The organism is Cytobacillus sp. Hm23 (genome assembly GCF_051842895.1).
Classification (GTDB): Bacteria; Bacillota; Bacilli; order Bacillales; family SM2101; genus Nanhaiella.
The window spans coordinates 60,038-81,368 of the sequence record NZ_JBPXRQ010000014.1 but is presented as its reverse complement, the minus strand read 5'-3'; the positions used below and the strand labels follow the sequence as shown (position 1 = coordinate 81,368).

Sequence of the window (21,331 nt, the reverse complement as noted above, 5' to 3'; positions counted from 1 at the left end):
AGGTACAATTGAGTATGCCTGTTCAAATTTTTGATGATATATTTTTAATTGACGATTTCGATTTAGGAATGCAGGAAAGGACTGGAACTTTTGTAATTAAAAACGATAAGCCAACGATAATAGAAACTTGTGCTAGTCCATCTATACCATACATATTGAAGGGTTTGGCTGATATAGGAGTCGAACCTGAAGAGATTGTTTATATAATCGTGACCCATATACATCTTGATCATGCAGGAGGGGCTGGATTATTATTATCACATTGTCCAAATGCTAAAGTTATCGTACACCCTAAAGGAGCAAGACATTTAGTTGATCCTTCCAAATTAATAGCAGGCGCTAAAGCAGTCTACGGAATGAATTTCAATACATTATTTGACCCAATTGTTCCAATCGAAGATAACAAAATTGTAATTATGAAGGATAAAGAACAACTTCAAGTTGGTAAGGATCGAATGTTAACCTTTTACGATACACCAGGCCATGCAAATCATCATTTTAGTATTTATGATCCAATAAGTAAAGGAATATTTACAGGTGATACTTTAGGCATTTATTACAAACAATTAAGTGAGCTAAATATCTTGCTGTTCTTACCTTCAACATCTCCAAATCAATTTGACCCAGAAAAAATGTTACATTCTGCAAAAATGATTGAGCAACTAGATTTAAAATCCATTTATTTTGGACATTACGGCATGACTACAAATGTGGAGGAAGTATTCAGTCAACTTCATTATTGGTTACCGAAATTTATTGATGCAGGAACTAGAGGTATTAAAAAAAATAATGAACATAAAGTTCAAGCAGTAACTGGGGAATTATTAACAATGATTTCTACTTATCTTCACGAGCAAGGAGTTCCCGAAAACCATCCGATATACAATATTATACCTATGGATATGTCAGTCTGTGCAATGGGTATTGTAGATTATTTAGTTAAGAATGATTTGGTTGAAGAAATAGCCCATGAAGGATGAGCTACATGTTTTAGTTTTTTTGCATATGTTACAATAAAGGTCGACAAAGCTGCTTACATACTTTAGCAATCTGTTAAACTATGTCGAAACAATTAGAATAGTTTTTAGCATCATTACTAAAGTACAAGAAACTAAGATCCCTATATCTTAACCTGAATACAGCTTAAAACAATATGTCAGGAGGCCTACGATTTGTTATGAAAAGCATCACTGTATATAGCCAACCAGACTGCCCACCTTGTGAGGTTGTTAAAAATTTTTTGGCACACCACAAGATAACATATCAAGAGATCGACATTACAAAAAATAAACGTGAAAGAGACCGTTTAATTAATGAATATAAAGCCTATTCTACACCAACAGTTATTGTTGGTGATGAAATTGTTAAAGGTTTTGATCTCACAAAATTAGGAAATCTACTTAATATAGAAGAATAGTCGAGAGTCTGTTTTAACGTGGGTTATACAAAACAAACAAGGTGGAGAGTCTACTCCACCTTGTTTGTTCTTTCAATTTCGCTAATTCGTCTCGGTTTACTCTCGCTACTTTCAATCCCCACAACTTTCCATTCACCTTCAACTTTGCTAAGTGTGACAATTTCATAATGGTCAGGACTAGTAAATAAAATGTTATTTTCTTCTAAAAAATATTCATAAATATATATTTGCTGCAATTGTATGTCGTATGTGACTACTGTTTGATCTGTATATGAAAAAAATGGAATGTAATAACGTGCAAAATCGGTTCCGAGAGTTATGTAACCACCTTCTTCTTGAACAACATTCTCACTTATAAACTGATTCATAAATTCATCATTAAAATACAGTGAGAGTAACTCAGTGATTTCTTCATGTGTACGATAATCTTCACTTAAGGAGACTTGTGTGTTAAAGGCATCTTGGAGATGATTTATTATGCTTTCCTTTGAGGGGAGCGTATATAATTGCGTATCTTCAACAGAACAGTATAACAAAGCGATAGACAGCAACAGTTGGGTGAAGTAATTGACCAAAAAATTCTCCTCTCTTAACTAGATTTTTAAGTTAATATCATTGTATCAACAAATATGACTTGATTTAGCATAAATCGTTCGTAAATATCCATAATATTTTGACATTTTTTTCTACACTAATGTTGTTTTTTTCTACATAAACTATAGTGGTGCACACAAAAACACCCTATTCTTGAAAATCTTATTGAGAATAGGGTTAAGAGAAGACTTGGCAGACCAATTTAAGTTAACAACTAAATAACTCAAATTGGCTTGGGTGACAATTTGAGTTAACAACTAAATAACTCAAATTGGCTTGGCTACCAATTTGAGTTAACAGCTAAATAAATCATATAAGCAACAACCAATCCAAGTGCTATTAAATACGTTATAAAAATAGGGTTTCTCATAACTGGATGATCTTGGACCTTTTCATTTAATTCCGGATCATACTCATCTTGTTGCAACTTTAGTGCCCTTCCTAACCTGTAGGTATAGATTAGACCGATCGTTAATATAAGAATCGAAATAATCATCAGTATAAACGTTAAATTATTCACTGAATCACCACCTTCACACATCCTTTTTTTACTTTCTCACAAATAAGTTATCTATATTCAGACGTATTTTTTATGGTGATATTTACTAAATAAAACTAGGGATATACCAAAGAAATTATTTGGTATATCCCTTATATTGACTTCTATTTTGTTATTTTTTCTTAAAATGGGATTTGATTTAAATACTGGCCACCATCCATCGTCACACATTCACCATTAATGTATGCAGCATCTTCTGATAATAAATAGTACGCCAAGCTAGCTATCTCTTCAGGTGTTCCTAATCGACCTAATGGAACACTTTGGAGTGTACGCTTTGCTGCTTCTTCAGAAATAAACAATTTCTCAGCTCCACCTGTTCTTTCTATCGGACCAGGTGCAATAGCATTCACTCTAATCCCGTATTTTCTTCCCCATTCAACTGCTAAAGTTCTTGTCATTGTCAAAACACCAGCTTTTGCACATGCCGAATGAATAACTCCAGGACCTGCATCCCAGGCATATGTAGCTACCATATTTAGGATACTTCCTTTTATACCTTTATCTATAAAATACTTTCCAACCTCTGAACTACAATAGAATGTACCGTTTAACACAATATCAATGACTGCATTCCAGCCATTTACAGATAAATTTTCTGCTGGAACTAGAAAATTACCTGCCGCATTATTTACTAGTGAATCAATTCTACCGAATTTTTCATCAGTTTCTTTTACCATTCGTGAAACATCTTCAATATTCCTAACATCCATTTGTACTGTCAACACTTGTCCGTCAAAGGTTTCTATTTCCTTTTTAACTTCATTAAGTTTTTCCACATTACGCCCTGTAATGACAACATTCGCACCTTCTTGAGCAAATTTCATTGCCATGTATTTACCCATTCCACTAGAACCACCAGTTACTATAACGACCTTATCTTTCATCATGTGAACCCCCTTTTAAAATGAATGAATGTCCATTCATTTTAATCATACCATGTCTTTTCTAAATTTTCTAATCTTTTAATTAAGTTTATAGAAAATAATGTATGTTACTATTCTATCTTTTTATTCTCTCTGCTAACAAGTATAATAAACATAAGATTTATATAGATTTTATTTGTATTTATAGGTAGGTTGAAAAATAAAATGACACAGAAGCAAACGAGAAGAACATTTTTAAAACGCTCATTTTCTATCACTGTTGGTAGTTTGTTAGCAACCTCATTAGGTTATTATTATGCAAGGTATATTGAGCCAAAACAACTTTCTATAGTCCATCAAAATATATCCCATCAACTTTTTCCCAACAATTTTGAGGGTCTAAAAATTGTTCAATTTAGTGATTTACATATTGGATATAACTATAATTTGAAGCAACTTCAAAATGCAGTGAATAAAATTAACGAAGAAAAACCAGATATAGTATTATTTACAGGTGACTTAATTGATAGTCCTATGACATTTAAAGATGCTGATAAAATACCACCAATTTTAAAAAGTATTAAAGCCCCACTAGGTAAATACTCTATTTACGGGAACCATGACCATGGTGGCTATGGATCAAATCTATATCTTGAAATTATGAACAAAGCAGAATTTACATTGCTAGTAAATGAATCAACTGTTATTAGTTTACCTGATGGTAGTCAAATATGTTTAGTAGGAGTTGATGATTTATTACTAGGACATCCTGACTATGATAAAGCTTTGGAAAATGTTCCCCAAGAGCTATTCACGATATTATTAGCACATGAACCAGATGCTGCTCATTTGACATCAAAATACCCAATTCATCTTCAACTATCTGGTCATAGCCATGGAGGGCAAGTACAGCTTCCTTTTTTTGGTCCACTGATTACCCCTCCACTAGCAACAACATATGTTGAGGGTTTTTATGAAGTAGAAGAAAGCAATTTGAGTATCTATGTAAATCGTGGTATTGGGACAACACGCCTCCCATTCCGTTTTTTGTCTAAGCCAGAAATTACAGTCTTCCATCTTAATGCTTAAAAATAGGCTAGAGCATATTTCTAGCATTTTATTCTACTATAAGCGTTATTAAAAAACTCCTATCCTGACGTGTTCTCACTAATTGATAGGAGTGAACACATTCTAAAACCAGCTAACCCCTAAAAAATATAAACCAATGCTTCCTATGAACGTGAGGAGTATATATGATAAACCACTTACATACTTTTTCTCTAAGATTAATTCAACTGCCTCCACGCTGAAAGTTGAATACGTAGTAAGCGCTCCAAAAAAACCTATTGTTATGAACGATTGAGCATGAGGGTATAAACCATTTATAAAATGAACACTGATACCTAGACCGAAGGAGCCAATCCAATTAACAATGATCATTGAAACCGGAAACCCAGAATGATTCTTTTTTTTTGAAATGAGTAAACCGATACTATATCGACTCATTGCTCCTATCGCTCCCCCAAGCATGATTGACAAAATAGTCAACACCACTTCACCTTCCTATCACTAACTTTTTTTTCCTCGTCCAATTACTATCCCGATAAAAGATAATATTAAGCCTAGAAATAACGTTATACTTATATAAACAATCATTACACTTGAATATTGCTGAGTATTTAAAATATATATATCTGCGGCGAAAGCAGACATTGTTGTAAACCCTCCACAAAAACCTGTTCCAAGACATAGTTTGATGGTGTTTTTTATTTCATATCTCACTGTTAGTCCTGATAACAAACCTAATAAGAAGGAGCCTACCATATTTGCAATAAAAGTGGCAATTGGAAAAAAGTCATTTCCAAGACCAACTTGCAATAAATAACGTACACTTGCACCCAATGCCCCCCCAATTCCGACAGACAATACTTGTGTTAAATAGACCAACATCTAATCACTCCTATATTATAAAAACTTGAAGAAAGGTTAAATATAGGCTTAATCCTCCTGCACAGCTTGTAAGTAATCAAGCTCAACTTCCGTTTTTCCCCCATATGATGAAAAGAATGAACGATAGGAGGCGGATGAAATATGTATCCACATCATTTTCAACGTTATCAAAGATTCCCATTCCTCCCCTTTTTAGCTGGGCTTGCGATAAGCCCTTATATTTTTAGACCACCATATTATCCTCCTTATTACGGCGGCTACCCCTACGGCGGAGGATATTATTATGGGGGAGGTTACGGTAATCCTTACGGTATTGGTTATAATTATCCTTATTCGTATAGAAAGCAACCTTTTAATTAGGATGTTTTCGCATTAAATGTTGCTTTTCGTTGAAGACTATAAAAATCATTCGTACACATTAGTTATTCAAAAACAAAAAGAAACTAAGTTTACGAAAAGAGCCTTTAATTAACAATATTAAACATTTGCTGTCTATTTACCAATATTCAAGAGGACTTAAGTTAAGTGTCCTCTTGATTTCTTCAGCCACACTCATTATCGATAAGCGTACAGTGTGATTTATTTTACCAGCAAGCATAAACTATTTTCTCGATATATCTTTTTTTTTTGCAAATTCATACACAAAATGTATAATGGTATATATATACATGCTAATTAATTTTTCGTAAACTAGAAGTTAAATATGTCGTTTTACGAAATAGTCATCTTTTTTATAGAAGAAAAAATGACTGAAATTCTAGCCGTAAACGTGAATATTTTTTAGTACGAAACAACAATCTATGCGAAAACAACTATTATTAAAAGATAAATGAAAGGTGATGACTATGAATAACTCAAATGAAATTCCTCCACTGAAACCTACTATTAGTAACCTCACTAAGGCTATCTTCATTGTAAACCGTCATGCTAAAACAGCTACAAACCCTAAATTTCTGTATCTGTTAAAGCGAAAAGCTCTGCAAAAACTAGTAGCCGAAAAAAAGGCGGAAAAGATTGGCCTTCACTTCTCAAGAAATCCTCGAAACAGCATTCAGCAATCAGATGTACTCGTGTCTGCTGGTGATTATTTTTTCCATATGCCCCCTACAAAAGATGATTTTTCAAAACTTCCACATCTTGGGGATTTAAACCAATCATATCGTAACCCTAAGACGCATATGCCATTGTCACAGGCAAAAATGCTACTTCAAACTTACGTCGGTGTTAAAGAAGATCATACAGATAAAGCACCTCCATCTTCTCAACGACATAAGAAACCAATTTTTAAAAAACTTGGACAAAGTTATTTTTAAACAGCTCTTTCTGTAAACTTTGTTCTATTGGTACGATAGTATTAATCAAGTGTAAAAACCCCCTTAATAAAAAAAAGCTGACTAAAAGTCAGCTTTTTTTAAGGCTTCAAGCTTTCGATAAACTCTGCAACCTTTTGAAGTTCTTCATCAGTTCCTTTGAAAATGGCTGGAGGCATTGCCCCTTGTCCGTTAATCACAATATTTGTAATTTCATCAACAGTTAAGCCTGTATCGATCAGTGCTGGTGCTGCAGATCCACCTAATAAGTCATTACCGTGACAAGATAAACAAGTATTTGCCTCTAATAATTTATAACCTTCAGCATCAGTATCTACCTCAACGTCAGGAACAATAACAATTTCTCCTTGCTTTTTAGCTAATTCCCAATCATGCTGATCTACAGATTCCCAAGTTAAGAAAGTAATTCCAGCGATTGATAATAGCATAAACCCTGTCGCTAAAGGCCTTTTAAGAGGACGACGCTCTGGTCCTCGATCAAGAAATGGCGCGAGCAATAATGCACCAAATGCTAATCCTGGCATAATAAATGCACCTAATACTGTATACTGACTAGACGCATAAGTATATTTAAGTAATTGATATAAGAATAAGAAATACCAGTCAGGCAGTGGAGTATACCCAGTATCAGTCGGGTCCGCCATACGCTCTAAAGGCGATGGATGGGCTACTGTTAATATTAGGTATGCGATAAGAAAGACTGCTCCTACCATCCATTCTTTCAATAAGAAGTTTGGCCAAAATGCCTCGGTTTTCCCTGGGTATTCCGAATAATCTTTCGGGATATTCGGTTTACGCATTTCTACCGCTTTCACGCGGGAATCACCTACAAATTTCATCCCTTTTCCACGATGCATATTCAATTCTCCCTCCTTTGTTTAAGGTATATACAATTATTCATATATTTTATAGTGGACCTGAAATTCCTTGCTTACGGATCATTAAGAAGTGGGCTCCCATCAATCCGAGTAAAGCTCCTGGTAAGAAGAATACATGAATAGCAAAGAAACGGGTTAAAGTTTGTGCCCCGACAATTTCACTGTGTCCAGCTAATAGTGTTTTTAATTGTTCACCTATTAACGGTGTTTGTACTGCTATTTCTAGTCCTACTTTAGTAGCGAAGAGCGCTTTCATATCCCAAGGTAATAAATAGCCTGTGAATCCTAATCCTAGCATAACAAAGAATATTAAAACTCCAACAACCCAGTTAAGTTCACGTGGCTTTTTATATGCTCCTTGGAAAAATACTCGTAGCGTATGTAAAAACATCATAACAATAACTAAGCTAGCACCCCAATGATGCATTCCGCGTACAATTTGCCCAAAGGCTACTTCGTTTTGCAAGTAATAAACAGATTTCCATGCATTTTCAATATCTGGAACATAATACATCGTTAAGAACATACCAGATAAGATTTGAATGACAGTAACAAAAAATGTCAAGCCTCCAAAGCAATAAACAAATGCTGAGAAATGATGAGCTGGGTTAACATGCTCAGGTACTTCATGGTCAGCTATATCTCGCCACAAAGGCGTAATGTCTAATCGCTCATCAACCCAATCATAAATCTTGTTTAACATTAATTACGCCTCCTTTCGTGGTTTTGCTTTTCCTAGATATAACGTCCCGTCCTCTACTTTAAAATCATACACATCTAGCGGTGCCAAAGGTGGTGTACCAGGTACATTTGTTCCATCCTTCGTATATAGACCAAGATGACATGGACAGAAGAAATGGTTAGGATTGCCTTCATCTGTATTCCAGTCTACAACACAGCCTAAATGCTTACATATAGGTGACAATGCTACGATTTCATCCTTTTCATCTTTATACACCCAAGCTGTATAAGGAACCTCAGACTCATACCATGCATCAACTTGATGGACTTTAAAAGAATACGATTGCGGCTCGTTTGTTAAATCTGTAACTTGTGCAACAGGAAGCATTTCTTGTTCTTCCGATGGTCTAAGTACAGGGTCAACTGCGAAGCGAACCATCGGCATTAGCATCCCTGCCGCCATAAATCCACCGACACCAGTAAGAGTGTAGTTCAAAAATTGTCGTCTAGAAACTCGGTGATTTTTCTCGCTCATATTTTTCCCCCCTCTAAACATTGCTAGGTCCTTCTCGGACATACATTATACACATATAAAACTAGGACATACTCATGATATATCAATATGCCAATGAGGTCAATATTATCATTCTCTTAAAACATGTCAACTATGTGTCTTAATATAGAGATTTATTTGTTTTTTTCTCTCCACATGTTAATAAAAAGTGGAATTAATTGATTTACTTGTTCTTTCATCATTGTATTGTAGGCTTCGTCATCTAAATGTTCAAGTGGTAAGGCGGGCAACCAGATTAACATATCTTCCATCATAGATTCAATTTGCTTCCACTCACTATCACTTGTCAAAATGAAGATATGCTTTATGCCATTAGCTTTTAATTCAGTACACCACGTAAACAACTTATTTTTCTTCGTTTCTATTTCCTCATCTTGCATGTATGTAAACTGTGGTAAGAGCAATAACCTTCCTTTAAATTGGCGCTCCAACTCATAAGTAATCATTCCTATGAATTCTCCCATAGTTACAGTTGACTTGATATTTGAACCTAAACCGAATGGTATTAGTGGAATGATAGCAGAATCAACATAGTCTGCCGATTTCAAATACATGTCAATATCCTTGATTGTCCATCTCAAAATTATCCCTCCATCATTCAGTCTTGAAAACTAAATTTCCTTACTAGCAAAAAACATATCATAATTACATTCATAAGAAAACTACAAATAAAAAAAAACCTTGCTAAATTATAACGCAAGGCTACATACAATAAAAAAAGTTCATAAAATGTTCATATTTTCTTTAAAATCTCAGTTAATCGGTTAAATTCATCTTTATCATCACAGTCAAGCGCCTCATCAATCAACTTTAGCAGTTTTTCTTTTTGGAACGATGTTATAGAATCCTCTAAAAACCTCTCAGCTAAAATGCGGTCTTTTTCATTGATATGCAACTGTTTTGGAATATATGGATTTTCCTCTAAAACAGCAGCATAATTGGGAGAATGTATCGATGCTCGAAAGTTTAGCTGTATATAAATCTCCTCTTCCCGATTTAACCTTATGTCATGAAAGGATTTTTCAGCATCTGTTGTCATCACATTTTCTTTATAAAAACGAAAGGGAACATCGTCAACACAATGTGTTGACATAATAATTCCTCGAGGGCAATATTGCGATTGTTCTACAAAATGAACGTGTTTCATTAGTTGATCATGACTCATTAAGTAGTTTAAGATCCAAACACACTCTCTTCTTTTTAATTGATAGTTACTTAAGAACCAACGAATAAAATCTTTTTTTTCATTAACAGAAACAGGAATCGCCATACTCTTCCTTCCCTCCTTTTCAACTATAAAAGGAAAACAATTAACAGCTATACAGTTAGACAACATGATACAATTAATCATTAATAATCCATTTGTAATAACATATCAGCAATTTCCGTATTCGCAGGGTCTAGTTCAAGTAACTGTGAAAAAACTGTTTTCGCCTCATCTCTCAGGCCTTCTTCAACTAAGAAATAACCGTACTCTTCAAGAAATGCAATATCATTGTTAAAGAAAGTATATGCGAGACGATAATGTTTTAATGCATCTGAAAACATTTCAAGTTTGCTTTTAGCTTTTGCCGTTTGCCAAGCAAACTGGAGATCATCTAATCCATATTTTTTTGCTTCTTCAATTGTATTTACAACCTCGTCATAGTTCTCCTCAATCATGAATAGTTCAATTAACGTATGTATTGCTTCGACGTATTCTGGATCTAAAGCTAAGGCTTCATATAGGTATTGAATGGCATCTGTATTCTCACCTGCTGAAATCGCTAATTTCCCTGCATAATAATATAATTCTTTATTATATTCGTCCACTGCAAGTCCTTCTTTTACTACTTCCAAGCTTTTAGTTGTAGCACCCTCATGCTCATAAGACTTTGCTAAATATAAATATAATGAAGTATATTCAGGATCGATCTCCTTAAGATCAGTGAGTTTCTTAATTGCGGTTTGGTAGTTTCCAGCTTGGTAAGCCGTAAATCCATAACCAAACAATAAATTAATATCTACATTATCTTCGAGTGCTGCTTGATAATATTGAAGTGACTTTTCAAATTCACCGCTTGAACTGTATGCTTCTGCAATACGTTGATTAAGATTTACTCCTGAAATTGTTTCACTATTTTCTACGAGTCGAATGAAGTACATTAGACTTTTATTAAAATATCCATGACTTAGATAAAATTCTCCAAGGGCAAAGTCAATAAGTGGTTCATTAGGTAGGATACTTTTTGCTTCCAATAATTTTTGCTCACAAACCTCTTCTAAACCTTGCATTTCATATAAATCTGCAAGCAGCAATAACGCTTGAGGAAATGATGGATCTTCTTTGGATACAGTATTTAATACCTCAATTGCTTCATCTTCATGATTTAAGTCGATCAGCACGTCAGCCAAGAAAGTTAATAACTCTCCTTCATTAGGATAAAGTAGTAACAATTCCTCAAGCATAACTTTGGCGTCATTTGCGAACCCTAAATCGAAATATATCTCCGCAATTCGGTACTTTTCGTCATCTGTACAGTTTAGCTTTAAACTATTTAGAAGATCAATACCTCTCTCTACATCTCCATTATCTATATAACTTAACGCTTTATCGATTGTACTCATATAACAGTAATCCTCTCTTTTTAAACTCATTCTTATTGGCTGTTTTCACATTGATTGTTGGTTTTCGTTATAAGAAATAAATACGTATAAACCAAGCAGTTGTGGCATCTTTTCTTATTTTAAATGAGGTCAACTGCATAACTTTATTTCCTGCTTTCCCATATTGATCCTCAAGAGCCACAAAGTTTGTGAAAAGATCCTTCTTATTTTATTATCACATCAAGTATTAATTATGTTCTGTTTATGTAGGTGCAGAAAAATACCCAGGAATTTTAACACTACATTCATTTCCAAAACCTGGACGAAAATCGATTTTGTCACCTGATTTAATAACTACACCTTTATGCACCGTTATAGCGGGGTTATGATTATGATAATCGACAAATGCTTTTTGAGCAACTTTCTTTACTTGATCTTCCTTGCTATACAAATTATAATCAACTTCCCCTCCAACTCGAATGTCCCCTTTAGCCGGATAGATTCCTATCTTTGTTAATATTTCCTTTGACAACGGTCTTCCCTCTTGTGGACATTCTGCAATAGTTGGAATTTTATGTGTTGATGTATGATGATTCCAAATCTTCGTAAGCTTTTTTTGCTCTTGCTTTGATCCATTTTGCCAAACAGGGATAAATACAATTGGATATAAAAATAATGCTTCGCTAATCCATCCCCACTGTACATCAAATAAATCATCTTCACGTTCAATTTCAACTAATATTACTGGTATTTTATTTCGTTTACAAGCTCGTACAAAAGAAGGGGTTAATGTTTTCAAAGAAATTTGTACTCCAATGTAATAATCGATCGGACTGTTAACTAAATTTCTCCGAACTTTATTGAGTTCATTCATTAGCTGATTTTCATAAGGGATTTTACAAATAACAAGTATTGTTGTACAGCCCTTCACGAGGAAATGAGTTCGAAGGTGTTGTTTAAATAATTGAAAGGGGAGGGATGTCGATAGTGATAAATCAAGCATCACATGACCAGGTGTAACGATAAAACTATCCACGTTCATCTTAAGCGAACGAAACCTGTTGGCGTTTTCTCTTATAAAGTCAATCCTATTATTTTTAACAAAAATCGAACATGCTTCGACTCCATTACTTCTTAACACTTTGGCTTCATCAATAATATATGCCATAATATCCCCCTTGAAATGATAAAAAGGTCTTATGACAAGCTATGTACGAAGCATGGTAACTATGACACAAATTATGAAATCAATAACGTCTCTCTCCATCTCAATCAATATATCTTACGAAAGCATTTTTTAACCAAGTACGATTACACATATTCCGATCTTTTCATAATGCTCTATCGATTAGCTTTGTTACTATTCTTACAAAATTTTTCAAATTTAATAATTAACATCGCTATTGAAAATACAGACGCTTTTATGTTCAACCTGTATAAAAAACAAAGGCCAGGCTCTTTTCTTAAACATTGTGCTATAGTACCTAAACTTGAAGCTAGAGGTGTCGTTTTACTCAAAAATCATCTTTTTACAGAAGATAAGATGCCACTAAATCTAGTTGTATTCATGTTTATTTATTTGTAGGAAAAACAACAATCTATGCCAAAACAAATGATTTGTTACAACCCATTAATCTAGTTATTCATTACACAATAAATAACTAAAATCCTCTCGGAAAAGTAAAACTAAACATCAGTATGTCAGCTCTACTCCTATTAAAAAACCCCACCTCTTTGGGTGGGGAATCCTTACAAAAAGCTAACGTACTTTAATTGATAAGACTATTTAAATGATGAAAGAAGTTTGGATATGATACCGATATAGCCTCATCATTTTGTAAAGTCATCTCTCCATCACAAATACATCCTGCAATTGCAAGCATCATACCTATCCTATGGTCATGAAAGCTATCGACGTGATCTCCTGTTAGCTTAGTCGTGCCATTAATAATCATCCCGTCATCAGTAGCAGTAATATCTGCACCTAGCTTTATTAATTGTGAAACGACTGTATCAATACGATTCGTTTCTTTAACTTTCAATTCTGCCGCATCTTTAATTACTGTTACACCTTTAGCTTGGGTAGCCATCAGGGCTATGATCGGTATTTCATCTATCAACCTTGGAATAAGATCCCCACCGATTTCTATACCTTTTAATTCTGATGTTGTAATGTTAATATCAGCTACAGGTTCGAAATTTTCCAAACGCTCATTCGTTATATTAATATTTGCCCCCATCATGTGTAGCACATCTAAAATCCCAGTGCGTGTCGGGTTAACCCCAACGTTTTTTAACGTGATGTTGCTGTTAGGAACAATAGCTCCAGCTACTAGAAAAAAAGCGGCTGATGATATATCTCCTGGAACTTGAATATTCGTACCAGTTAAAGGCTGTTTACCCTCAATAGATACAGTTAGTCCATCTTCCTTTACGTCAGCTCCAAATGCACGTAGCATTCTCTCAGAATGATCTCTTGACTTATGTGGTTCTGTAACAGATGTCACACCATTAGCATGTAACCCCGCTAGAAGAATAGCAGATTTCACTTGTGCGCTAGCAACTTTAGAAATATATTGTGTAGGTTTGACATTGCCTCCACGAATTGATAATGGGGTTAATGTTCCATTTGAGCGCCCATCTATTTGAATTCCCATGTCTTTTAATGGAATAGTAACCCTTCCCATCGGCCTTTTAGCTATCGAATCGTCACCAATTAAACATGCATGAAAATCACAGCCTGCTAATAGCCCAAGTATTAACCTTGTAGTCGTACCTGAGTTTCCTACATTTAATATATCAGACGGCTCGTTTAGCTTTTCAATCCCTTTTCCTTCTATTTCCACATGATCGTCATTTTGTTCAATGGCAACACCCATTTTGCGAAAACAATCAATTGTACTTAAACAATCATCTCCCGCTAAAAAATTGTTGATTGTCGTTTTACCATTAGCAATTGCACCAAACATCACTGCACGATGAGAGATTGATTTATCCCCTGGAATATGTAAGGTCCCTAATAAGCTAGGTACCTCCGTTTTTATCATTTTCAATAGGTTCACTCCTTGTTCTATCCGTAATACGTATCGTAGCTGGTATGCTTCGCAAGACAGGAAACTGCTTTATTTCGATCTTCCTCCGATTGAAAGCTAAGGCGAAGAACTCCATATATATCTTCTCGTATTTCAATAATACGTATATTTGTTATACTTATTTTCTCCAATGCCAAATACCCTGTTACCTCAGAGATAATCCCAGGGTAATCGGGTACATCTACATATAAATCATAGAATGATGGTATGGCACCTTTAGCTTTTGCTGGTAATGACTCACGAAAACGTTTTGCTGAAGAAAAGTAAGAGAAGATTCCTTCACCATCCTCATTATCAATCATTTTTCGAATTGTTTCCATTTCACTAGTCCAGTGGTTGAATAGATGTAACAATTCATCTTTATTATGGAGTAAAATGTCACGCCACATCTCCGGATTACTTGAAGCTATTCTTGTAATATCTTTAAAGCCTCCAGCTGCTAGTCTACTTATAAACTCATGTTCATTTTGAAACGTTTCCGCCTGATGTACAAGGCTTGCTGCAATAATATGTGGAAAATGACTAATGACCCCAGTAATTCTATCATGCTCCTGTGGAGATAAATGAATGAATTTAGCATTTGTACCTTTTAACCACTCCTTCAAATCGTTTACATGTTCAATACCAACATCTTCAGGTGTAGTTAAAATGTAAAATGCATTTTCAAACAAATGTGCTTTCGCAGCTACTACTCCACTCTTATGAGAACCTGCCATCGGATGACCACCAATAAAAGTAACACCTTTTTCGCGGAATATATTCGCTTTTGACACTATAAACTGTTTAGTACTCCCTACATCAGTAACGATAGCTGATTGCTTAAACTTATACTGTGCCATCTGTTCAATTAATATTTCTGTTTGTCTAACAGGGGTCGCAAGAATAATCAAGTCTGCACTATTTACTTCTCGCTCTATAGATATAGCAATTTCATCTATGATACCTAAAGTTTTAGCAAGTTTTAAGTTATGAGTATTAATATCATACCCAATAATTGTTGTTTGTTTATGTGCTTTACTAATTGATAATCCTATTGATCCACCTATAAGACCTAAACCTATAATTAATACTCTTTTATTCATATTTAATCACCTATAGCTATTTCATGTTAGCAGTCTTATTACTTAACATTTCACTTAATATATTTATAATTTCTTCATTTTGTTCTTTTGATCCTACCGTTATACGAACACTCGTAGGAAATCCTAGGGCATTTCCAGAACGAACGATAAATCCCCTTTCAAGTAAATATTGAAATATTTCATTACCTTCAGTCTCAAAATCAATTAAAATAAAGTTTCCTTCAGATGGATAGTAGCTTAATTGATACTGTTCACAAAATGTATAGAACTGTTGAAGTCCTTCCTTATTTTTTTGAACACACTGATCAATAAAATCTTGGTCATCTAAGGATGCTAGCGCAGCTGCTTGCGACAATCTATTCGTATTAAATGGTTCTCTACCAGGCTCTATTTTTTGTAATAGTTCTTGATGAGATATACCATATCCAATTCTTAGCGCTGCTAAACCATGTGCTTTTGAAAAGGTTCTTAAAATCATTAAATTATTGAATGAATCAAGTAATGAAACCGTCTCTGGATAATCCGTTGCGGTTACATATTCGTAATAAGCTTCATCAACGACTACTAAAACATCATTTGGAACGTTATTTAAAAATGTCAATAGCTTTTCTGAATTGATGTATGTTCCTGTAGGATTATTCGGGCTACAAAGCCAAACAATTTGCGTATTGTCATCAATAGCATTAAGCATCTCATCTAAATTATGGTGACCTTCAATTAATGGGACTTCCTTTATTTCAGCACCTTCTATAATAGCATTGTGGCGGTATTGTGGAAATGTAGGTGTTGCCATTACTGTATTTGTACCAGGTCCGAGAAATGCTCTACTTATCACTTGAATCACTTCATCAGAGCCATTACCAAATATGAGTTGAGACTCCGCAACACTTAAATGATTGGCTAACTTTTCCCGTAAGTTTGCAGCGTATCCGTCTGGATATATGGCGAGCGAAGTTAAGCTATCATTAATGGCACTCTTTACTTTATTTGAACTACCAAATGGGTTTTCATTCGATGCAAGCTTTACAATTTTGTCTAGCCCATACTCTTTTTGTACCTCTTCTGTCGGTTTACCTGGTTGATATGGCTTTAAAGTAAGAAATTGTTTCTTAATATCCATCTTTTTACACACCTCTTATTGTAAAATTTAATATTAAAAGCACAATTGACCTGCTTAAAAATGACAAATATGTGCAAACAATAAACCACCTCTAGCAGTTTGGTCTATGCCCCCACCTCAAATTGTCAGAAATTCGGCAGATCAAAAACAAACAGAAGAAAAAGTACAATCATTGTCTGTCAATTAAATCAGGTCTTAATGCAGTAGCTTTCTCTAAATAAATATGATTTACTTCCTCTTGCTCCAAACTAGTATTAATTGTCATCATTACGCGAATACAATGCGATAAAGCATTCGGCACATTAATTTCCTGCATACACATAACAGGTACATACATCCAACCGCCAATATTCCGTAATGCTTTTGCTGGGAAGCTTGCTGTTAAGTCATCTGTTACTGATATCATAACAGATGCTACATCTGTTGGTTCAATTTTATTAGAATGAATCATTTCCAATAATAACTTTTCTGTCGCTTGAATGATGTCATTTGCATTATTCTCTTCGACAGTCGTTGCTCCTCTTACCCCACGAATCATATCTACTCTCCTTTCATAAATCTCCTTAATAATACACGTAAAGTCTCATCCTCAATTGGCTCTATTGCTGGCGTGCCTATCGCTTTTAATAAAACAAATCGAACCATCCCAGTGACCGATTTCTTATCATTTTTCATTCGTTTGATTAGGCCATCTAATGAAAGGTTACTCGGTAATTCAGTTGGAAATCCGATAGACGTCATCAAACTTGTTATCTTAGGAATTTGCAAGTCAATATTATACCGTTCCTCACTTACATATAAAGCAAATAACATTCCAATTGCGACTGCATCACCATGCGTAATATTCCCATAGCCTAGTTCAGCTTCAATGGCATGTCCTAGCGTATGGCCAAAATTCAAAAAGGCACGTACACCACTTTCCTTCTCATCAGAGGATACAATTTCTGATTTTACTTTTATACCGGATTTAATAGCATGAATAAGCTTTTCACCTTTCAATTCCCCAATTGTATCTACATTTAATACTAACCATTCAAAAAATGTTGCATCATGTATAAGTGCATGCTTTATGACTTCAGCATAGCCAGATCTTTTTTCTATCTCCGGTAGTGAAGATAAAAAATCTATATCATATAATACAGCTTCTGGTTGGTAAAAAGAACCAATCATATTTTTTCCTAAAGGGTGATTAATTGCGACTTTCCCTCCTACAGCACTATCATGAGCTAATAAAGTTGTTGGAATTTGTATAAAAGGGATACCCCTCATAAATGTAGCAGCTACGAAACCTGCTAGATCACCAACAACCCCACCACCAAGAGCTATTAAGAGTGATGACCTATCAAGTCCAAATGTTAATAACTCTGTATGACAATCGAAATAGTTATCAAATGATTTTGCAGCCTCTCCACTTCGAATAACTTTATGACCTACTTCATATTCTTTCCCTATAATGTTTAAAATTTGTCGTAAATATAACTTAGCTACTGTATCATCAGTAATGATAAATAATTTATTTGGATTAACATTTGTTTCATCAATACATGATAATAAACGGGTTATAATTCCTTGTCCAACATGTACAGGATATGACTTTGACTCAGTTGTTACTTTAAGAGTTTCCATATTAAAACTCCTTAGCATACTTCCGCATATTCTCTACATTTTCTCTAATAAGGTCTATACGATCTTGACCAAATTGTTCAATGATTGCATTTGCAAGTTCCCACGCAACAACAGCCTCTGCTACTACACTAGCAGCTGGAACAGCGCAGCTATCAGATCTTTCAATGCTTGCTGCAAATGTTTCTTTTGTTTCTATATCCACGCTTTGAAGAGGCTTATATAATGTAGGTATAGGCTTCATCACACCACGAACGACAATTGGCATACCTGTTGTCATTCCACCTTCAAATCCTCCTAAATTGTTCGTTTTACGTGTATAACCTTCCTGTTCATTCCAATTTATTTCATCATGAACTTTGCTTCCTGGCATTCTGGCAGCTTCAAACCCAATTCCAAACTCCACACCTTTGAATGCATTGATGCTTACAATGGCAGCAGCTATTTTTGCATCTAATTTTCGATCATAATGAACATAACTACCTACTCCCTCAGGCATTCCTTCAACAATCACTTCGACAATACCACCAATGGAGTCACCATTTTCTTTAGCAGTATCAATTGCATCCATCATTTGCTTCTCTGCTTGCTTATCTACACAACGAACAGGTGAATCTTCTGTTATCTGTTGTAATTCTTCAAGTGAATCATACTTCACATTAGAAGCTTTTACACCGCCTATTTCTAAGACGTGACCTGCTACCTTAATACCTAAAGCTTCAAGCAATTTTTTAGCTACAGCACCAGCAGCTACACGAACAGTCGTTTCCCTTGCTGAAGATCGTTCTAACACATTTCTCATATCTCTATGGCCATATTTCATCGCACCTACTAAATCTGCATGACCTGGCCGCGGTTTTGTAATTTTTCGCTTTACATCTTCTTCTTTTATATCTACAAGAGGTTCAGCTCCCATAATATGCGTCCAATGTTTCCAATCACGATTTTCAACAATTAAGGCTATTGGAGATCCTAGTGTTTTACCGTGTCGTACACCTGAGACCATTTGAACTTGGTCTTTTTCAATTTGCATTCTTCTTCCACGACCATGTCCTTTCTGTCTTCTTGCTAGTTCAATATTAATATCATCTACTAACAGCTCTAAACCAGACGGAACGCCTTCTAATATCGTCGTTAATTGTGGGCCATGCGATTCTCCTGCTGTTAAATACCTCATCTTTCTATCTCCCTTCAATCCTTTAAAGCTTTTATGTGTAACAATATATCATATACAGTAGTTAAAAGGTAGCTTTTTTATCTCTTAAGCTCTTTTCGAAACCTTTGATGCCATTTTTACAACATATAATAAGGAAGATGAGGTCATTTTCGAACCCCACCTGCGAAAAGATGCCATGATCTAGTTGTAACGGTTTATAGCTTTTGTTCGGACAGCAATTAATGCAAAACAGCTATCTTTTAAAAAAGAATTCATCAAATTGACGAACCCTTTGCTAGTTATTCTTTATTATAATGCTTATCTGTTTTCAGACTCAAACCTTACGGTAAAAAAAGGTATCTTCAGAGTCAAATCCGTATTTATGCGGAGTAAAAATTTGTTCAGTACTGCCTACAAAGAAAATACCACCAGTTTGAAGTGCATTAGAAAATTTTTGATACAAGTGATCTTTTGCTTCCTCAGTAAAATATATAAGCACATTTCGGCAAACAATTAAATCAAAATTGCTTTCAAACTGATCAGATAGTAAATTATGCTTTTTAAAATTTACTGCACTTTTTATTTCATCTGATAACTTATAATATGCTCTATCTTTACTAAAGTATTTCCTTTTTATTTCTTCTGGTACCTCCATCAAAGATCGCTCAGGATATATACCAATCTTTGCTCTTCGAATAACATTTTCATCTAAATCCGTTGCTAATATGGAAAATCTAGAAAGAGGTAAATATTTTGATAGAATCATAGCTATTGTATAAGGCTCTTCTCCTGTAGAACAAGCAGCACTCCATATTTTTAATCGTGAGCGACCATTTAGTATTTTAGGCAACACTTTTTCTTCAAATATACTCCACCTGTTAGCATTTCGATAAAATTCTGAAACATTAATTGTGATTCTATCTAAAAATTCGTCATATAATTCTTCATCGCTTGCAAAGGCGCGAAAGAAATCCTGAAAATTTGTAAACCCTCTTTTTTCATACAGAGATGTTAACCTTCTTTTCATTTGTGCTTCTTTGTATAAAGATAAATCAATTCCAGTTTTCCTTTTAATATTTTCTATAAATTGTATGTAATCTCGTGACATACTTATTACTCCTCTAACATGAACTCAATGGATAGTACTATTATTTTCGATGTAATCATAGTAAAGAAATTTCGAGGGGAATCAGCGGCTAGTCATTAAAAAGTGAATATTGCAAATCGATTAACGATAAATGATATAAAAACCAGCCCTATGTGAGCTGGCAATTAATTAGTATATCCATTCATTTATTAACTTACTATAATCTACTAACTCATCTTCTGCAAAAAACAAATTAACTTCACGTTCAGCACTCTCAGGTGCATCAGAACCATGAATGATATTCTTGCCTACTGTCAAACCGAAATCTCCACGAATTGTTCCTGAAGCAGCATCTTTAGGGTTAGTTGATCCCATCATTTGCCTAGCAGTTGCAATGACATTATCCCCTTGCCACACCATTGCAAACACAGGACCTGAAGTGATAAAATCTACTAATTCTCCAAAAAAAGGACGCTCCTTATGTTCAGCGTAATGCTGTTCTGCGAGCTCGGTTGGTATTGCCATTAATTTTGCACCTACAAGTTGAAAGCCCTTTCTTTCAAATCGTGAAATAATTTCCCCAATTACATTACGTTGTACTCCGTCTGGTTTTACCATTAAAAATGTTCTTTCCATGACTTTCTTCCACCCCTACAATATTGTCAAATAGGTTGTCAAATATAGTTCAACCAATCAAAATATTACCACTGTTTCTATAGTTTAGCAACAGTTCTG

At 34.7% G+C, this 21,331-nt stretch carries 25 protein-coding genes; 5 read left to right on the top strand and 20 right to left on the bottom strand.

What is annotated here, in order from left to right; translation table 11 throughout:
* Nucleotides 1-8: 8 nt before the first annotated feature.
* A complete protein-coding gene (locus tag ACSVDA_RS11315) occupies nt 9-980 on the top strand; it encodes an MBL fold metallo-hydrolase (RefSeq protein ID WP_485883263.1) in 972 nt (323 codons plus the stop codon).
* 197 nt (nt 981-1,177) lie between these two features.
* Entirely contained in the window at nt 1,178-1,417 is a 240-nt protein-coding gene (locus tag ACSVDA_RS11310; protein WP_485883261.1) for a glutaredoxin domain-containing protein, read from the top strand.
* A gap of 50 nt (nt 1,418-1,467) precedes the next feature.
* On the opposite strand, the gene ACSVDA_RS11305 is transcribed toward ACSVDA_RS11310, so the two are convergent.
* From ACSVDA_RS11305 to fadH, 3 genes are all read right to left on the bottom strand, one after another.
* On the bottom strand, nt 1,468-1,992 hold the full coding sequence (locus ACSVDA_RS11305; protein ID WP_485883259.1) for a DUF3993 domain-containing protein: 525 nt from the start codon (nt 1,990-1,992) through the stop codon (nt 1,468-1,470).
* 299 nt (nt 1,993-2,291) lie between these two features.
* Complete coding sequence (locus ACSVDA_RS11300) at nt 2,292-2,531, bottom strand: hypothetical protein (protein ID WP_320208525.1); 240 nt, start codon at nt 2,529-2,531, stop codon at nt 2,292-2,294.
* 161 nt (nt 2,532-2,692) lie between these two features.
* Complete coding sequence (gene fadH, locus ACSVDA_RS11295) at nt 2,693-3,457, bottom strand: 2,4-dienoyl-CoA reductase (RefSeq protein WP_214480026.1); 765 nt, start codon at nt 3,455-3,457, stop codon at nt 2,693-2,695.
* Between the two features lie 204 nt (nt 3,458-3,661).
* Here fadH and ACSVDA_RS11290 point away from each other — a divergent pair, with 204 nt between their 5' ends.
* Nucleotides 3,662-4,525 carry a metallophosphoesterase gene (locus tag ACSVDA_RS11290; RefSeq protein WP_485883257.1) on the top strand — a complete coding sequence of 288 codons (864 nt, stop codon included), beginning with the start codon at nt 3,662-3,664 and terminating at the stop codon, nt 4,523-4,525.
* Between the two features lie 102 nt (nt 4,526-4,627).
* On the opposite strand, the gene crcB is transcribed toward ACSVDA_RS11290, so the two are convergent.
* Both crcB and ACSVDA_RS11280 read right to left on the bottom strand, forming a co-directional pair.
* On the bottom strand, nt 4,628-4,987 hold the full coding sequence (gene crcB, locus ACSVDA_RS11285; protein WP_485883255.1) for a fluoride efflux transporter CrcB: 360 nt from the start codon (nt 4,985-4,987) through the stop codon (nt 4,628-4,630).
* Between the two features lie 18 nt (nt 4,988-5,005).
* The gene (locus tag ACSVDA_RS11280) at nt 5,006-5,386 is read right to left on the bottom strand and encodes a fluoride efflux transporter FluC (protein WP_485883253.1); all 381 of its coding nucleotides are present in this window, start codon (nt 5,384-5,386) and stop codon (nt 5,006-5,008) included.
* Between the two features lie 141 nt (nt 5,387-5,527).
* Here ACSVDA_RS11280 and ACSVDA_RS11275 point away from each other — a divergent pair, with 141 nt between their 5' ends.
* Together ACSVDA_RS11275 and ACSVDA_RS11270 are read left to right on the top strand one after the other, a co-directional pair.
* On the top strand, nt 5,528-5,746 hold the full coding sequence (locus tag ACSVDA_RS11275; protein WP_485883251.1) for a hypothetical protein: 219 nt from the start codon (nt 5,528-5,530) through the stop codon (nt 5,744-5,746).
* A 485-nt stretch (nt 5,747-6,231) separates the two neighbouring features.
* Nucleotides 6,232-6,699 (top strand): YkyB family protein, encoded by a 468-nt coding sequence (locus tag ACSVDA_RS11270; protein ID WP_485883249.1) that lies wholly within the window; start codon nt 6,232-6,234, stop codon nt 6,697-6,699.
* 98 nt (nt 6,700-6,797) lie between these two features.
* Here ACSVDA_RS11270 and ACSVDA_RS11265 read toward each other — a convergent pair whose 3' ends face one another.
* From ACSVDA_RS11265 to ndk, 15 genes are all read right to left on the bottom strand, one after another.
* The gene (locus tag ACSVDA_RS11265; RefSeq protein ID WP_485883339.1) at nt 6,798-7,574 is read right to left on the bottom strand and encodes a c-type cytochrome; all 777 of its coding nucleotides are present in this window, start codon (nt 7,572-7,574) and stop codon (nt 6,798-6,800) included.
* Between the two features lie 49 nt (nt 7,575-7,623).
* Nucleotides 7,624-8,298, bottom strand: coding sequence for a menaquinol-cytochrome c reductase cytochrome b subunit (gene qcrB / locus ACSVDA_RS11260; RefSeq protein WP_320208519.1), 675 nt, complete (start codon nt 8,296-8,298; stop codon nt 7,624-7,626).
* 3 nt (nt 8,299-8,301) lie between these two features.
* Nucleotides 8,302-8,811, bottom strand: coding sequence for a Rieske (2Fe-2S) protein (locus ACSVDA_RS11255; RefSeq protein ID WP_320208518.1), 510 nt, complete (start codon nt 8,809-8,811; stop codon nt 8,302-8,304).
* A gap of 152 nt (nt 8,812-8,963) precedes the next feature.
* Nucleotides 8,964-9,431: a YpiF family protein gene (locus ACSVDA_RS11250; protein WP_485883247.1), complete on the bottom strand. Its 468-nt coding sequence runs from the start codon at nt 9,429-9,431 to the stop codon at nt 8,964-8,966.
* 152 nt (nt 9,432-9,583) lie between these two features.
* A complete protein-coding gene (locus ACSVDA_RS11245) occupies nt 9,584-10,120 on the bottom strand; it encodes a ReoY family proteolytic degradation factor (RefSeq protein WP_485883246.1) in 537 nt (178 codons plus the stop codon).
* 80 nt (nt 10,121-10,200) lie between these two features.
* Nucleotides 10,201-11,457 (bottom strand): tetratricopeptide repeat protein, encoded by a 1,257-nt coding sequence (locus ACSVDA_RS11240; RefSeq protein WP_485883245.1) that lies wholly within the window; start codon nt 11,455-11,457, stop codon nt 10,201-10,203.
* A 241-nt stretch (nt 11,458-11,698) separates the two neighbouring features.
* A complete protein-coding gene (locus ACSVDA_RS11235) occupies nt 11,699-12,604 on the bottom strand; it encodes a hypothetical protein (RefSeq protein ID WP_485883243.1) in 906 nt (301 codons plus the stop codon).
* 601 nt (nt 12,605-13,205) lie between these two features.
* Complete coding sequence (aroA, locus tag ACSVDA_RS11230; protein WP_485883337.1) at nt 13,206-14,483, bottom strand: 3-phosphoshikimate 1-carboxyvinyltransferase; 1,278 nt, start codon at nt 14,481-14,483, stop codon at nt 13,206-13,208.
* Nucleotides 14,484-14,506: 23 nt separating this feature from the next.
* Nucleotides 14,507-15,610, bottom strand: coding sequence for a prephenate dehydrogenase (locus ACSVDA_RS11225; RefSeq protein WP_485883242.1), 1,104 nt, complete (start codon nt 15,608-15,610; stop codon nt 14,507-14,509).
* 16 nt (nt 15,611-15,626) lie between these two features.
* Entirely contained in the window at nt 15,627-16,730 is a 1,104-nt protein-coding gene (gene hisC, locus ACSVDA_RS11220) for a histidinol-phosphate transaminase (RefSeq protein WP_485883240.1), read from the bottom strand.
* 169 nt (nt 16,731-16,899) lie between these two features.
* Nucleotides 16,900-17,268: a chorismate mutase gene (gene aroH / locus ACSVDA_RS11215; protein WP_320208511.1), complete on the bottom strand. Its 369-nt coding sequence runs from the start codon at nt 17,266-17,268 to the stop codon at nt 16,900-16,902.
* Between the two features lie 2 nt (nt 17,269-17,270).
* Nucleotides 17,271-18,356: a 3-dehydroquinate synthase gene (gene aroB, locus ACSVDA_RS11210; protein ID WP_485883238.1), complete on the bottom strand. Its 1,086-nt coding sequence runs from the start codon at nt 18,354-18,356 to the stop codon at nt 17,271-17,273.
* A 1-nt stretch (nt 18,357) separates the two neighbouring features.
* Nucleotides 18,358-19,530: a chorismate synthase gene (gene aroC, locus ACSVDA_RS11205; protein ID WP_485883236.1), complete on the bottom strand. Its 1,173-nt coding sequence runs from the start codon at nt 19,528-19,530 to the stop codon at nt 18,358-18,360.
* Nucleotides 19,531-19,843: 313 nt separating this feature from the next.
* A complete protein-coding gene (locus tag ACSVDA_RS11200) occupies nt 19,844-20,617 on the bottom strand; it encodes a CheR family methyltransferase (RefSeq protein ID WP_485883234.1) in 774 nt (257 codons plus the stop codon).
* A 168-nt stretch (nt 20,618-20,785) separates the two neighbouring features.
* Nucleotides 20,786-21,232, bottom strand: coding sequence for a nucleoside-diphosphate kinase (gene ndk / locus ACSVDA_RS11195; protein WP_320208507.1), 447 nt, complete (start codon nt 21,230-21,232; stop codon nt 20,786-20,788).
* Nucleotides 21,233-21,331: the final 99 nt, after the last annotated feature.

Coding starts and splice junctions, on each gene's coding strand:
- ACSVDA_RS11310 (WP_485883261.1), top strand. CDS start 1,178: ATGAAAAGCATCACTGTATATAGCCAACCAGACTGCCCACCTTGTGAG.
- fadH (WP_214480026.1), bottom strand. CDS start 3,457: ATGAAAGATAAGGTCGTTATAGTAACTGGTGGTTCTAGTGGAATGGGT.
- ACSVDA_RS11290 (WP_485883257.1), top strand. CDS start 3,662: ATGACACAGAAGCAAACGAGAAGAACATTTTTAAAACGCTCATTTTCT.
- ACSVDA_RS11280 (WP_485883253.1), bottom strand. CDS start 5,386: ATGTTGGTCTATTTAACACAAGTATTGTCTGTCGGAATTGGGGGGGCA.
- ACSVDA_RS11275 (WP_485883251.1), top strand. CDS start 5,528: ATGTATCCACATCATTTTCAACGTTATCAAAGATTCCCATTCCTCCCC.
- ACSVDA_RS11270 (WP_485883249.1), top strand. CDS start 6,232: ATGAATAACTCAAATGAAATTCCTCCACTGAAACCTACTATTAGTAAC.
- ACSVDA_RS11265 (WP_485883339.1), bottom strand. CDS start 7,574: ATGCATCGTGGAAAAGGGATGAAATTTGTAGGTGATTCCCGCGTGAAA.
- qcrB (WP_320208519.1), bottom strand. CDS start 8,298: ATGTTAAACAAGATTTATGATTGGGTTGATGAGCGATTAGACATTACG.
- ACSVDA_RS11255 (WP_320208518.1), bottom strand. CDS start 8,811: ATGAGCGAGAAAAATCACCGAGTTTCTAGACGACAATTTTTGAACTAC.
- ACSVDA_RS11245 (WP_485883246.1), bottom strand. CDS start 10,120: ATGGCGATTCCTGTTTCTGTTAATGAAAAAAAAGATTTTATTCGTTGG.
- ACSVDA_RS11240 (WP_485883245.1), bottom strand. CDS start 11,457: ATGAGTACAATCGATAAAGCGTTAAGTTATATAGATAATGGAGATGTA.
- ACSVDA_RS11235 (WP_485883243.1), bottom strand. CDS start 12,604: ATGGCATATATTATTGATGAAGCCAAAGTGTTAAGAAGTAATGGAGTC.
- aroA (WP_485883337.1), bottom strand. CDS start 14,483: ATGATAAAAACGGAGGTACCTAGCTTATTAGGGACCTTACATATTCCA.
- ACSVDA_RS11225 (WP_485883242.1), bottom strand. CDS start 15,610: ATGAATAAAAGAGTATTAATTATAGGTTTAGGTCTTATAGGTGGATCA.
- hisC (WP_485883240.1), bottom strand. CDS start 16,730: ATGGATATTAAGAAACAATTTCTTACTTTAAAGCCATATCAACCAGGT.
- aroH (WP_320208511.1), bottom strand. CDS start 17,268: ATGATTCGTGGGGTAAGAGGAGCAACGACTGTCGAAGAGAATAATGCA.
- aroB (WP_485883238.1), bottom strand. CDS start 18,356: ATGGAAACTCTTAAAGTAACAACTGAGTCAAAGTCATATCCTGTACAT.
- aroC (WP_485883236.1), bottom strand. CDS start 19,530: ATGAGGTATTTAACAGCAGGAGAATCGCATGGCCCACAATTAACGACG.
- ACSVDA_RS11200 (WP_485883234.1), bottom strand. CDS start 20,617: ATGTCACGAGATTACATACAATTTATAGAAAATATTAAAAGGAAAACT.
- ndk (WP_320208507.1), bottom strand. CDS start 21,232: ATGGAAAGAACATTTTTAATGGTAAAACCAGACGGAGTACAACGTAAT.